This is a genomic window from Limnobacter sp. CACIAM 66H1 (assembly GCF_001601825.1).
GTDB lineage: Bacteria > Pseudomonadota > Gammaproteobacteria > Burkholderiales > Burkholderiaceae_B > Limnobacter.
The window spans coordinates 1-14,045 of record NZ_LUJK01000022.1 but is presented as its reverse complement, the minus strand read 5'-3'; the positions used below and the strand labels follow the sequence as shown (position 1 = coordinate 14,045).

The 14,045-nt window shown below is 54.8% G+C and carries 11 protein-coding genes; 2 read left to right on the top strand and 9 right to left on the bottom strand.

The features are described 5' to 3' along the window. Positions 1–15: 15 nt before the first annotated feature. Positions 16–486 (top strand): DM13 domain-containing protein, encoded by a 471-nt coding sequence (locus A0129_RS08055; protein ID WP_291714036.1) that lies wholly within the window; start codon positions 16–18, stop codon positions 484–486. Here the strand turns inward: A0129_RS08055 and lipA are convergent, their stop codons facing one another. Together lipA and lipB are read right to left on the bottom strand one after the other, a co-directional pair. Next, positions 487–1,461: a lipoyl synthase gene (lipA, locus tag A0129_RS08050; RefSeq protein ID WP_232222707.1), complete on the bottom strand. Its 975-nt coding sequence runs from the start codon at positions 1,459–1,461 to the stop codon at positions 487–489. It lies immediately after the preceding gene. Between the two features lie 50 nt (positions 1,462–1,511). Next, entirely contained in the window at positions 1,512–2,219 is a 708-nt protein-coding gene (lipB, locus tag A0129_RS08045; RefSeq protein ID WP_291714034.1) for a lipoyl(octanoyl) transferase LipB, read from the bottom strand. 47 nt (positions 2,220–2,266) lie between these two features. Between lipB and A0129_RS08040 the strand changes: the two genes are divergently transcribed. Continuing rightward, positions 2,267–2,926 carry a GNAT family N-acetyltransferase gene (locus tag A0129_RS08040; RefSeq protein ID WP_291714032.1) on the top strand — a complete coding sequence of 220 codons (660 nt, stop codon included), beginning with the start codon at positions 2,267–2,269 and terminating at the stop codon, positions 2,924–2,926. On the opposite strand, the gene A0129_RS08035 is transcribed toward A0129_RS08040, so the two are convergent. From A0129_RS08035 to ptsP, 7 genes are all read right to left on the bottom strand, one after another. Beyond that, a complete protein-coding gene (locus A0129_RS08035) occupies positions 2,923–5,358 on the bottom strand; it encodes a hypothetical protein (protein ID WP_291714030.1) in 2,436 nt (811 codons plus the stop codon). The genes A0129_RS08040 and A0129_RS08035 overlap by 4 nt on opposite strands. Positions 5,359–5,467: 109 nt before the next feature. Next, positions 5,468–6,127: a cupin domain-containing protein gene (locus tag A0129_RS08030; RefSeq protein WP_291714028.1), complete on the bottom strand. Its 660-nt coding sequence runs from the start codon at positions 6,125–6,127 to the stop codon at positions 5,468–5,470. Between the two features lie 655 nt (positions 6,128–6,782). After that, positions 6,783–10,085: a fused isobutyryl-CoA mutase/GTPase IcmF gene (gene icmF / locus A0129_RS08025; RefSeq protein WP_291714026.1), complete on the bottom strand. Its 3,303-nt coding sequence runs from the start codon at positions 10,083–10,085 to the stop codon at positions 6,783–6,785. Further along, positions 10,045–10,374 (bottom strand): DUF4212 domain-containing protein, encoded by a 330-nt coding sequence (locus A0129_RS08020; RefSeq protein ID WP_291714024.1) that lies wholly within the window; start codon positions 10,372–10,374, stop codon positions 10,045–10,047. The genes icmF and A0129_RS08020 overlap by 41 nt, the downstream gene beginning before the upstream one ends. Positions 10,375–10,383: 9 nt before the next feature. Continuing rightward, the gene (gene metW, locus A0129_RS08015; RefSeq protein ID WP_291714022.1) at positions 10,384–11,025 is read right to left on the bottom strand and encodes a methionine biosynthesis protein MetW; all 642 of its coding nucleotides are present in this window, start codon (positions 11,023–11,025) and stop codon (positions 10,384–10,386) included. Continuing rightward, complete coding sequence (locus A0129_RS08010; RefSeq protein WP_291714020.1) at positions 11,022–12,158, bottom strand: homoserine O-acetyltransferase; 1,137 nt, start codon at positions 12,156–12,158, stop codon at positions 11,022–11,024. The genes metW and A0129_RS08010 overlap by 4 nt, the downstream gene beginning before the upstream one ends. 89 nt (positions 12,159–12,247) lie before the next feature. Continuing rightward, positions 12,248–13,999, bottom strand: coding sequence for a phosphoenolpyruvate--protein phosphotransferase (gene ptsP, locus A0129_RS08005; protein WP_291714018.1), 1,752 nt, complete (start codon positions 13,997–13,999; stop codon positions 12,248–12,250). Between the last annotated feature and the right edge of the window lie 46 nt (positions 14,000–14,045).

The following is a 14,045-nucleotide window of genomic DNA, read 5'->3' as shown; positions in this document are numbered from 1 at the left end:
AGGGCTTGAAACACCATGAAAAAAATTCTCCTGTTGATTACCCATGCCGGCGCGCTAATTGTTGGTGTTGCCTTGGGCATTTATTTGCTGCCCATTCTTGTAGAACCTGAAGGCCCTGCTGCTGAAGCGATTACCGCATCGCAAAGCGGGGCGCTGTTCTCGACAGAATTCAAACGCGACCTGAAAGGCAGCGACTTTTTGCATTGGGGAGAAGGCCGTTTGACCTTGTCGGCCAGCCAAGCTGTGTTCGAGGGCGAGCTTTCACCAGGGCCCGATTATTACTTGTACCTGGTGCCAAAATTTGTAGAGGACGAGGCGGGCTTTTTGGAGATTAAAAGCCAGTCCCTGCAAGTGGGGTCGGTAAAAACCTTTGGCGGATTCATTCTCGACCTTCCACCCAACACTGATTTGCAACAATACAGCGCTGCTGTGGTGTGGTGTGAACGCTTTGGCGAGTTTATTAGCGCCGGGCAGTTTCGCAATTAGTTACACCAAACCGTGTGCCTGCTCATCCGCATGGTATGAACTGCGAACCATTGCCCCAACAGCTGCGTGCGTAAAGCCCATTTCATAGGCTTTCTCTTCAAACATTTTGAATACATCGGGGTGCACATAGCGGCGCACTGGCAAGTGGTGGCCCGAAGGTGCCAGGTATTGCCCAATCGTGATCATGTCCACTTGGTGCTCGCGCATGTCGCGCATCACTTGCAAAATTTCCTCGTCGGTTTCGCCAAGCCCCACCATGATGCCGCTTTTGGTGGGCGTGTTGGGATGCGCTTTTTTGAATTCTTGCAGCAGCTTCAGCGAGTGTTTGTAGTCTGACCCCGGGCGGGCTTCCTTGTACAGGCGCTCGGTGGTTTCCAGATTGTGGTTCATGACATCGGGCGGGGCGGCATTCAAAATTCCCAGCGCACGGTCCAAGCGCCCCCGGAAGTCGGGCACCAGAATTTCGATTTTGGTGTTGGGCGACAATTCACGGGTTTTTTCAATACAGGCCACAAAGTGACCAGCGCCACCATCACGCAAGTCATCACGGTCTACGCTGGTAATTACCACGTAGTTCAAGCGCAAGGCTGCGATTGTTTTTGCCAAATTCAGGGGTTCGTTTTCATCGAGCGGATCGGGGCGACCGTGGCCCACATCGCAGAAGGGGCAACGGCGGGTGCACTTGTCGCCCATAATCATGAAGGTGGCGGTACCTTTGCCAAAGCATTCACCAATGTTGGGGCAAGAAGCCTCTTCGCACACGGTGTGCAACTTGTGCTCGCGCAGAATTTCCTTGATTTCGTAGAAACGGGTCGACGGCGAGCCGGCCTTCACGCGGATCCAGCTGGGTTTTTTCAACTGCTCAACAGGCACAATCTTGATGGGAATTCGGGCGGTTTTCGCGGCCGCTTTTTGCTTGACGGTCGGATCGCTGACTGCGCTCAGTTCTTTGGCCACAGCGGACTTTTCATTGATCTCGGACACGTTTTTTGCTCCCTGGCCTTTGGGTGATTAGGGCCATGCGTTTACTTTGCCACCGCGGATCGCGCGGCTTCAAGGTGTTGAATCAGGTATTTCATCAGATGCATTTGCATCTCAGCTTGTGAAATTTTAACACCAATCGTGGCCAAGTCCACTGTTTCCAAACCAGCATAACCGCAGGGGTTTATTTGCAGGAATGGGTTTAAATCCATGGCCACATTCAGTGACAGGCCGTGATAACTGCACCCCTTGCGGATCTTGATGCCCAAGGCGGCAATTTTGGCAAGGCTGCCATGGCGCATGGTGTACACGCCGGGGGCGTTGGGCTTGCGTTGGGCATCTGCCACACCCACCTGCACCAAGGCGTCGATAATGCTTTGCTCAAGCAACTGAACGTACTCTCGCACCTTCAAACCAAAGCGGCGAAGGTCCAGAAGTGGATAAACCACAATCTGGCCCGGGCCATGGTAGGTGATTTGACCCCCACGGTCGGTTTTCACCAACGGTATGTTGCTGCGCTGCAACATATGTGCCGAGTCACCAGCAAGGCCCAAAGTGAACACGGGAGGGTGTTCACAAATCCAGATCTCGTCGCTCACTGGCCCGTTGAGCTGTTCGGAGCGGGCATCTGTGAAATTTCGCATGGCTTCCCAGGTGGGCAAATAGTCCACCAAACCCAATTCGCGAATTTGAAGTGGTACTCCAACTTGCGGGGTGTTGGGTTGCGGCTTGCTTTCTTGTTGGTGGATCATGTAAGCATATTTCCGATTTTTCACAATTTTTTGCAGTCGAGTTCATCATGTCGTCAGAGCCCATTGAATGGTTTGATATTCCCAGCGTCTTGGGGCGCAGGGCCGCGTCCATTTTGGGTCTGTCCAAAGTTCCGATTGTGGAACTGGATGACTCACACCGCCCTTTAATTCTTGCACACTTGCTGGCCCTGGATGAGGCTGACCGCCGTTTGCGCTTTAGTTATGCGCTGGGGGATGCCGCTATTGCGAAATACACCGCCAGCATTGATTTTGAGCGCGACTCGGTGTTCGGTATTTTCGGGCGTGACGATGTATTGCTGGGTGTGGTGCATTTGGCTGAACTAAACCAGCCTAAAGACAGCACAGCCCCCAAGGGTGCGGAATTGGGACTGTCACTGGACGCCAATATGCGGGGGCATGGCCTGGGTACGCTGCTGTTTCAAAGGGCGTTGCGCAGGGCGCGCAATGAAGGCATTGAAATGCTGTTCATTTACACCCTGATGGACAATGAAGCCATGCTGCGTATCGCCCACAAACTGAACATGCGGGTGAGCAATGCCGACGGCCAGTGTGAGGCCCACCTGCGGGTGGAGCCAGCCAGCACCGGTTCAATGGTGCGTGAGTTTGTCGATGAACATTTGGCAGACATCGACCATTTGTTCAAAGGCTCGCTGAATCAATTCAGGAAATGGGCTGAGGAGTTTTAAAGCGCCGCGCATTCCGGCAGTGGCTCACTGCCTTTGAATATCCAGATCGGTGCACTCACCGCCACAATTCGATCGCCCCGTTTTACGCGCACGAAATACCAATTCTTTCCCTCCGCGGGGCTTACAGTGAAGCGGCCGTTTTTCCCGGTCTGGTTTTGCAAGGGCAAGTAGCGCTGCGCCTCGTTGGTGCTCGGACCTGACTGCGAGCTAAACAGTTCAAACGACATGTCCTGCAAGGGATCCATGGCTTGTGTACTTCGAATACTGACTTCGAATTGAACTGTGTCGGCTTGAGTGCCTATGCGCGAGCCCATGGGCAGGCGTTGCTGACCTCGCGTGGAGGCATGCACAGCTTCAAAGTTCATACGCAAGGCATTTTCATTTTGTGCCACGGTGTAAAAACGGCGCGCAAGAAATGCTTCCCGAATGTCGGCCTGGTTGTTGGCACGAGCAATCACGACTGTTTTTGGCAAATTGCCACCGCCCCAGTTGGTTTCATGGTGGTCTTCCGAACCGGCTGGCCCCAGATACCATCCCTTGTCCAGTGCGTGGCCATACCAGGAACCAAACTTGCCATCGGTGTCGTATTCATCGCCCTTGCCAAACACCTCAATGCCCACCACGCGGTAGTCGGCCGGTGCCACATACCTGAAGTCATTGAAAGCGTATGCAGGGTCGCCCTGTTGAAATACATTCAGGGCATTTAAGGCGCCCGCCATGCGTGTGGCCTGGCCAACACCCTCACCGATTTGCAGCAAGGCACTGTGCAAGGCATCTTCGCGGCCAGGGTGGTTAAACACCAGGAGGCCATCACCGCCGCCGCCCAGTTGAGGCGACAGCACAAACCACTGCCAGAACAAGTCCATGGATACCAGATAACCTGGCCCCAGTTTGGCGTTGATGTTGTGTTTGCTCAGGTACACATTGGCGTGCCCGAAGCGGTCGGAGGTCCACTCAAAACCCCTCATGGCGGTGAACAGGCCAGGCGATTCACCCGTCACCTGATTGGCCTGGTTCAGCGTACTCCGCCACTTGGTCAGGCTGTTGGGCAGGTTGTCCGGGTCGGAGATCAGGCATGACAGCGGGTTGTCTGTGCAATTGTCGGTGTCGGGCAAGGCCAGAGGAATGGCCAGGTTGTCGGAGTGATCAGACGACATCACAAAATCCATGCCCCGCTCACGGGTTTGCTGGTACACCTGAAGCGGATCGGTGTTGGCTTGCCCGTCCGAGTAAGCGGTGTGCTCGTGCATGGCACCCAACAAGTGTGTATAGCCTTGCCCATTCACACGACCGCCATAGAAGGGGGTGCACTGCCCAGCTGAAAACTGCGCACTGTTGGGTTGTTGAGCACCAATTGGTGGTGCCGACAACAAACCTGCCAAGGGGCAACCCACACGCGTGGGGTCTTGCAGGCATTCCAGAAGGCCTGCATTGGTGTTGGTGTTGGTGTTGCTGCGCACGCTGGCATCCACACTGCGCTGGTTCACCGAGGTTTGGAAATTGGCTCGGTCCGACACTTCAATGCGAAAGGTCAAGGTTTGATTGGCTAGGTCGGCAGGAATTTGCACCTGGGCCATGGGTTTGTCAGCATTGCTGATTGGCAGTGCGCTACCCGCGGTTTGTGTCCAGCGGTAGAACAGTGCGTCGCCATCGGCATCCGTGGCGTTGACTTGCAAGTTCAAGGTTTCACCAGGCCTTACGGGTTCTGGCAATGCGTTGGCGTTTTGAATAAGCGGGGCCGTGTTCGCGGGGCGGTTGGGCGTGGTGACATTGAACAACTTGAAGCCCAGGCCCGCCTCGTTGTCAAATGCAATGGCGCGCAGGGTGTAGGTTTGCGATTCAGGTGAAGTAGGAAGCTGCACATTCAAGTTGCAGCCTGTTTCTTCGTATTGAATATTCAGGGTTTCATTGCGCCATTGGTAGGACTGGATAGTACCGTCAGAATCTGAGGACTCGCAGGCACTTGCGGTCAACCTGTTATCAAGTCCAATCGGCGACGCGGTGGTGGTGACCACTGGCAATGCGTTGTCGAATGTGTTCTGGATGGTGATTTGAACACGGTCCTCAAGCACATTGCCGTTGGAGAGCTGCGCTTGCACGATGAACTCGACGGGGGTGTCGTTGTTGACTTGGGGTAACTGCAAGTTCAGGACCGATTCGTCTGACCTGCCTGCTTCGCCAAAGAACACGGTTTCTTGACTCGCCGGAAACCAGGCATAGGCCACCACAGAATTCTGGTCCGTGTTTTGCACCGTGGCTCGCAACTCGATGGTGCTTCGCTCTGCGGCTTGCTGATCGCTTCCGGCGCTTAGCGTGGGGGGATTTTCCTGACCCTCTACCCGAGTCGGAGGCGTGGCGCTGTCATTGCCGCCACATGCTGCCAACATTGAAACAACAAATACAGGAAAAAGGATTCGGGTGGTGTACAACATGGCGACAGTCCAATTGGGTTTGGTACTGTTACCAAGCTGCTGGTGCTTAAGATGAGGTGAAACCTACTAAGAGACAAGTCACCAAACTGACACAATCAGTGCCAGTTTGTTATGCGTCGATCAAATGACCCGTACGGACAAGAATGGTGCAACCTGGTTTGCTGAAAGGTGTATGTACGCTGGCATGTGGGCTGCGTATCCAGGTCCCTGCGGGGTAGTCGCCATGCTCATCTGAGAACACGCCTTCAAGCACAAAAATTTCTTCGCCGCCCATGTGGCGATGCATGTTGAAATAGGTTTCGGGAGCCCACTTCACCAGCGCGGTGTGACGGGTCTCGAAGCTGTCCAGCGGCATGACCTTCAAGCCCGGTACCAAGCCCTGCCGCCATTCGGCCTGGTGGGTATCGATGACAACCGGTGTTTGATCCTCTGGCCGCATGTGGCGAAGCTTCACGAGAATTGTGCAGCCTTCTGTGGACTTGGGAGAATGCTTGGTGCCCACGGGATTCTTCACAAATGTGCCCGCTGGGTACGCGCCAAATTCATCTTCGAAGGTGCCTTCAAGTACGAAGAATTCTTCGCCGCCGCCATGCTCGTGTTCAGGAAATGCGCAGCCTGGGTCGTAACGCACAATCGAGGTTAAACGCGCCACTTCATCGCCATCGCGTTCCAATGGTTTGCGCCATACTCCGGGGGCTGGAGAGGCGACCCAGTCGACATTGTTGCTGTTGACGACCGCGCGTTGGGAAAGATCGGCGTTGAGTTTCATGGTGCTGCTTGGTGAGTACTTACGGCGAGGTTTTTATTTTATCGCAAAGTACGAGCGCTGTTTTTTTTAGCCCACTCGGCTTGGGTTCCGATAACGCGTCGATCTTGATTAGCCCGATCGGCTTGGGTTCCGATAACGCGTCGATCTTGATTAGCCCGATCGGCTTGGGTTCCGATAACGCGTCGATCTTGATTAGCCCGATCGGCTTGGGTTCCGATCTCTCGCCAGAAAACCTGTACTCCCCTTGCTGAGCCTCGCGATGCCTGAGAACGGCCCTCCAAAAAAGCGGGTCGGGTCCGTTCTCTGTTGCCCATGCCGGGCAACACCGGCACTGCTCGGCACGCAAGGGCAGGTTTTCTTGAAGGCGAGGCGATCGAAACACCGACGCCGATTGGGCGGCTGAACTTGCAATGGGTCGCACGATGACCAGTCAGAAAACTTGCCGGCTTGGCGCGCCGAGACCAACGATCGCGCCCTGGCGCGAAAGCCAAGACCCGACCGTGACTTTTGGAGGGCTTGGCTTAGTGCAGGCTCAAGACGACAAGCCGAAATGCCAAGTTTTCGGGCAACGGCGATCCTTCAAGTTCAGCTTCCAATCAACCAGCCCTGTGCGACACAAGGTACCCACGCCGAGTTGAGCCAAAACCGCAGCACTTTACATCGACCTGCGGTACTTTCCACCCACTTCGAACAGCGCTTGAGTAATCTGGCCAAGTGAACACACTCGAACAGCATCCACCAGCACCTCAAACACGTTGCCGCCGTCCATGGCAGTCTGCTTCAGACGCTCCAGCATTGGCCCGCTTTCGGCGGCATGCTTTTGCTGGAATTCGGCCAAGCGTTTCAACTGGCTTTGTTTTTCTTCTTCAGTAGCACGCGCAAGCTCGAGCGAGTTCAAGGAATCGGCGTTGTCATTGGGGTTGGTGAAAGTATTCACACCCACAATTGGCAAGGTGCCGTCATGCTTCTGGATTTCATAATGCATCGACTCTTCCTGGATTTTGCTGCGCTGGTAGCCTGTTTCCATGGCACCCAACACACCGCCGCGTTCGCTGATGCGGTCCAGTTCAGCCAACACAGCTTCTTCCACCAATTCAGTGAGCTCTTCAATAATGAAAGCTCCTTGGCTTGAGTTTTCATTTTTCGCCAAGCCCCATTCCTTGTTGATGATCAACTGAATGGCCATGGCCCGGCGTACGCTTTCCTCGGTTGGCGTGGTCACGGCCTCGTCATAGGCGTTGGTGTGAAGGCTATTGCAGTTGTCATATACGGCAATCAAGGCTTGCAAGGTGGTGCGTATGTCGTTGAATGCGATTTCCTGTGCGTGCAGGCTTCGACCACTGGTTTGGATGTGATATTTCAACTTCTGGCTGCGGTCGCTTGCACCGTAACGGTCGCGCATGGCAATGGCCCAAATGCGACGGGCCACGCGACCCAGCACGGTGTATTCGGGGTCCATGCCATTGCTGAAGAAGAAGCTCAAGTTCGGCGCAAAGTCGTCGATCTTCATGCCACGCGCCAAATAGGCTTCCACGAATGTGAAGCCGTTCGAAAGCGTAAAGGCAAGTTGCGAAATCGGGTTGGCCCCGGCCTCGGCAATGTGATAACCGCTGATCGACACGCTGTAGAAGTTACGCACTTCGTGGTCGATGAAGTATTGCTGAATGTCGCCCATCACGCGCAGGCTGAATTCAGTCGAGAAAATACAAGTGTTCTGGCCTTGATCTTCTTTCAAAATGTCCGCTTGCACGGTGCCGCGCACTGCCTTCAAGGTGCTGGCCTTGATGTTTGCATATTCATCCGCATTCGGTGCGCGCTTGTTTTTGGCTGTGAACAGGTCCACCTGCTGATCAATGGCGGTGTTCAGGAACATGGCCAAAATACTGGGTGCAGGGCCGTTGATGGTCATGGACACGCTGGTGCTGGGGGCGCACAAATCAAAGCCGCTGTACAACACTTTCATGTCGTCTAGCGTGGCCACACTTACACCGCTGGTGCCCACCTTGCCGTAAATGTCGGGGCGCAGGTCAGGGTCGAAACCATACAAGGTGACTGAATCAAATGCAGTCGACAATCGCTTGGCATCGCTTGCACCGCTGAGCATTTTGAAACGGCGGTTGGTGCGTGCGGGGTCGCCCTCACCGGCAAACATGCGGGTAGGGTCCTCGCCTTCCCGCTTCACGGGGAACACGCCTGCGGTGAAGGGGAAATAACCCGGCAGGTTTTCCAGCATCACGAATTTCAGCAGGTCGGCCCGACTGGTGAACTTGGGCAGACTGACGCGATTGATTTTCAGGCCACTGAGCGAAGTCACGGTCAACGGTGCTTGCAGGGCCTTGCCGCGCACTTCATAGGTCAGCGTGTCGCCTTGGTAACCCTCAGTCAGCTTTGAATAGTCTTTCATGGCCTTTTGCGCAGCCATGCTGATTCGAGTGTTCGTCAGTTCGACAATGTCATCCAGCGCTTCCACCGCCTTGGTTTTGTCAGGCTTGTGTTCAAGCAATAGGGCTTGGGCACGTTGCATGCATTCCAGGTCGTACACTGCAGCCACGTCTTTTTGTACTTGCGCCTTGTAACTGCGTACAGCCTGTGCGATTTCAGCCAGATAACGCACGCGCTCGGAAGGCACTACGGCTTTCAGGGTGGTGGAATGTTTGGTGTCGATTGAATTGAACAAGCCTTTGGAAGGCTTGGCAATGGGCAGGGCTGCGCGCAATGCTTTATACAGGGCGCTGACACCATCGTCGTTAAACCGGCTGGCCAGCGTGCCGTACACAGGCATGGTGTCGGGCATGCTGGTAAAAGCCATGCGGTTACGCTGCACCTGTTTGCACACATCCCGCAGGGCATCGAGTGCGCCCTTGCGGTCAAATTTGTTCACCGCCACAAAATCGGCAAAATCCAGCATGTCGATTTTTTCAAGCTGGCTGGCTGCACCGTATTCCGGTGTCATCACATACAGGCTGAAATCCACATGCGGCACGATGGCCGCATCGCCCTGGCCAATGCCCGGAGTTTCAATCAGCACCACATCAAAACCCGTAGCGCGACACAAGGCAATAATATCTGGCAGAGTAGCGGGTACTTCCTGAGCGGAATCGCGGGTGGCCAGTGAGCGCATGAATACTTTGGGGCCATTGCCAGCCCAAGGGCCAATGGCATTCATCCGGATGCGATCGCCCAGCAATGCACCGCCGGTTTTACGGCGGGAAGGGTCTACACACACCACGCCAATGGTCAGGTCATCACCATGGTCCATGCGCAGGCGGCGAATCAGCTCATCAGTCAGGCTCGACTTGCCTGCGCCACCCGTACCGGTAATGCCCAACACTGGGGTTTTACTGGCTTTGGCTTGCTCGCGAATCACTTCCAAATCGGCAGCAGGCACTTCGTCACGCTCAAGGCGGGTAATCAGTTGGGTCAGCAGCGGCCAGTCGTTGGCCAAGGCCTTGATGCTTTGAGGTGTGCAAGCCGTGTCAATCTTTTTGCGGGCATCGCGCACTTGTGCCGCGCGGGCGATCATGTCGCCGATCATGCCCTCCAGGCCCATTTTCTGGCCATCTTGGGGGCTGTAAATCCGATTCACACCATAGGCTTGAAGGGCTTCGATTTCGGCGGGCAAAATTACACCACCGCCGCCGCCAAACACCTGAATATGGCCGGCGTTTTGAGCTTTTAGCTCGTCCACCATGTATTTGAAAAATTCATTGTGCCCGCCTTGATAGGAGCTCACGGCCAGGCCGTCGGCATCTTCCTGTATAGCGGCGTCCACCAATTCCTGAACGGAACGGTTGTGCCCCAAGTGAATGACTTCAGCACCTTGGCTTTGCAACAAACGGCGAATCATATTGATTGCTGCATCGTGTCCGTCAAACAGGGACGAACCGGTTACAAAACGCAGTGGCGTGCCTTTGGTGTCAGTGAGGGGCTTTCCCACCTCGCCGGTGCTGCTCTTCATTCGTGTCTCCAAGATAGTTGCGGTTGTTTTCCACCGCTCGTTTGAATTTCAATTCTAACCTATCCATGCGCCACGCGTAGCAGGCCACCAATCCTAAAAAACTCAAAAGCAGCACACTGGAGATGACCCAGTAAGTCAAGGGAACCCCATACACCGTGATACCGAGTTGGGGAATAAACAGAACCACACCAAGAATCAGCCCAATCCACACCACCAGTAATCGATGGGTGATTCGTTTAACCTGCCGCCAATACTCGTTTTCAAGCGGGGTGGGTTGCGGGCTTTTCATGAAGTTGGCCTAGTTGGCAAACTGGGGCTTGAAACGATAAACCGCCAAAGTGCTGCGCAAATTGCCCAACAATTCAACAGGCTCACCGTTCAAAAAAAGTTGTTTGCCCAGTACTTTATGTCCGATTTGAGCAACCAGCGCTTCAAAATCCTTGGGGGTGCACAGGTGGATATTCGGGGTGTTGTACCACTGATAAGGCATCTGTTTGGACACCGGCATACGACCCAAGGCAATCGACCACACATGGTACCAATGACCAAAATTGGGGAAGCTGACGATGCCTTCTTTCCCAACCCGGGCGATCTCTTTGAGGATTCGCTCGGTGTTGTGCATGGCTTGCAGGGTTTGCGACAAAATCACCACATCAAAGGCATGGTCCTCGAACATGGCCAGACCCTTTTCCAGATCTTGCTGAATGACATTGATGCCGTTGGCGACGCTGCGCTGCACATTGGTGTCGTCGATTTCGACGCCATAGCCGGTCGCCTTGCGGGTTTTCATCAAACGGGCCAGAAATGAGCCATCACCACAACCCAAATCGAGTACACGTGCGCCCATGGGTACCCAGCTTTCGATCAAATCGAGATCGGCCCGGGGCACTGCGATGGGCAACGGTTGTATGTCTTGGCGAACAGCGTGCAGTGTTTTCATGCAAGCTCCTTGGCAATGCGCTCAAAGTAGCCACGCACCACATTGTGGTAGCGCTCGTCAGTCAACAAGAATGCATCGTGACCGTGTGGGGCGTCAATTTCCGCGTAAGTGACATCGCGCTGGTTGGCCATGAGGGCCTCCACGATTTCGCGGGTTCGCTCGGGGGCAAAACGCCAGTCGGTGGTAAAGCTAACCAGTAAAAATTTGGCTTTGGCCGCTTCAAGCGCTTTGGCCAAGTCGCCACCCGTGTGGCGCGCGGGGTCAAAATAATCGAGCGCTTTGGTAATCAGCAAGTAGGTGTTGGCATCAAAGTAATCTGCAAACTTGTCGCCTTGGTAGCGCAGGTAGCTTTCCACCTGGAAGTCCACCTCAAGCCCGTAATTGTAATCGCCGTTGCGCAGGGTGCGGCCAAACTTTTCGGCCATGTCGTCGCCGCTCAAGTAGGTGATGTGGCCAATCATTCGAGCCAGTCGCAAACCGCGCTTGGGTACCACGCCGTGCTCATAATAATTGCCGCCATGAAAATCGGGATCGGTCACGATGGCCTGGCGCGCCACTTCGTTAAAGGCAATGTTCTGTGCGCTCAGCTTTGGAGTTGAGGCAATCACCATGCAGTGACCCACGCGGTCGGGGTAGCTGAGGCTCCATTGCAGGGCCTGCATGCCGCCCAGGCTGCCCCCCATGACTGCAGCAAACTTTTCGATGCCAAAGTAATCTGCCAGCCGCACCTGCGCATTCACCCAGTCTTGAACAGTGACAAACGGAAAGTCGGCGCCATAGGGTTTACCGGTTTCCGGGTTGATGCTGCTGGGGCCGGTAGAACCAAAGCATGAACCCAGGTTGTTCACGCCAATCACGAAGAACCGGTTGGTATCCAGCGGCTTTCCCGGGCCCACCATGTTGTCCCACCAGCCCTCACTCTTGTCTTGCCCTTCGTACAGACCTGCCACATGGTGAGAGGCATTCAATGCGTGGCACACCAGCACAGCATTGCTTTTCTCGGCATTCAGTGTGCCATACGTTTCAACCATCAGCGAATAACTGGGCAGGGATTTTCCGCACTCCAGCAACAGCGGTGCAGTAAATTCAATAAGCTCGGGCTTTACGAAGCCCACGGACTGGTTGGCAGACACAATACGGCGTTTCTTTGGTTGGTGGTTGGTTTTCGCAAGCCCTTGAGTATAAATCGCAAACGGGCTTTAAGGGCGGGCCGGTTGCTGGATCAGTCTTCGTGCAATTGATGCATCAGGGCATCAATTTTATCGATGTCAAATGACCGAGTCACTTTTTTGACCAATTTTTGCGTGGCCTCAAAATCGGTTTTCAGCAGCAACTCTTTCACATCCAACAACTGCGACGGGTGCATGGAATACTGGGTAAGGCCCATGCCCAGCAACAAGCGGGTCAGACGAATATCGCCCGCCATTTCACCACATACGCTCACAGGCACGCCCGCTTTTTCAGCGCTGGAGATGACCTCAAAGACAAGCCTTAACACCGCGGGGTGGAGGGGGTCGTACAAGTGCGCCACCTGGTGATCGACCCGGTCAACTGCCAGCGTGTATTGAATCAAATCGTTGGTGCCGATCGACACGTAATCCAGATAATTCAAGAAATGCGGCAGGCTGAGCGCAGCCGCGGGCACTTCGATCATGCCGCCGATTGGCACGGCCTGATTGGCCTGAAAACGGCGCTCGAGCAATTGTTCACGCGCCATATCAATGTAGGCCAAAGCTTGTTTGGTTTCCCGAATGTTGGTGAGCATCGGCAAAAGGATTTTGACCGGACCATGCTTGGCAGCCCGCAACAAGGCGCGAATTTGGGTGAGAAATATGGCGGGCTCAGCCAAACTGAAGCGAATGGAACGCAACCCCAGCGCTGAAGTGCTGGACACAGGTGGCGCACTGCTGTTGGCCCCATCAAACTGCAGGGTTTTGTCAGCGCCCAAATCCAGTGTCCGAACTGTGACCGGCTTGCCTTTCATGGCCTTGATTACCTTTCGGTACGCCTCATACTGCTCATCCTCAGAAGGCCATTCCTTGCGGTTCATGAACAGGAATTCGGACCGGAACAGGCCTACACCATCGGCCCCCGCATCCACCACGCCTTTCACGTCCTCGGGCAATTCAATGTTGGCCAGCAACTCAATTCGACGGCCGCATTGGGTTCGCGCTTCGGTGGTAATCAGCCGCTTCAGGCGCTGGCGCGACAAAGCCAAAATGGCCTGTTTGCGCTGGTACTCGTCCACCACCATCGCAGCGGGGTCCAGAAACACGGCACCTACCTTGCCGTCGACCACCACCAAATCGCCGTTGTGCACATACTCGAGCGCGCGCGGCACACCCACGACCGCAGGTATGCCAAGGCTGCGCGCCACAATCGCGGTGTGAGAGGTTGCACCACCCATCTCGGTCACGAAAGCGCCCACGCGGCGGCCTTTGAGTTGCACCATATCGGCTGGCGAAATATCGTGCGCAACAATCAGCCAGGGGTCTTCATTCTCACCCTCGGGAGGCAAGGGCAGAGCTGTGGCATGACCTCGCAGTGATTTCAGAATGCGCTCAACCACTTGACGCACATCGCTGTTGCGCTCGCGGAAGTAATCATCCTCAATGGCGGAAAACTGCTCCAAGAGCACTTCCATTTGCTCGATCAGCGCCCACTCGGCATTGATCAACTTGCTTTGAATCAGGTTTTTGGGCTCTTCGGACAGAATCGGGTCGGCCAGAATCAGACTGTGCAAGTTCAGGAACGCATCGAACTCTGCAGGGGAGTCAGCTGCAATTTGACTGCGAATTTCAACCAACTCATCAGCGACGCGTTTGACCGCGTTGTCGAATCTCTTTTTCTCGAAACGAACGGATTTTTTTTCAATGCGATTGCGGGGAATGTCCCGCATCGCCGTGTCCCAAACCAGGGCTCGGCTGACTGCAATGCCTCTTGATACTGCAATGCCATGCAAGGCCAGGGTCATGGTTTACTCGCCTTCGCCAAATTTGTCATCAATCAAGGCCACCAGT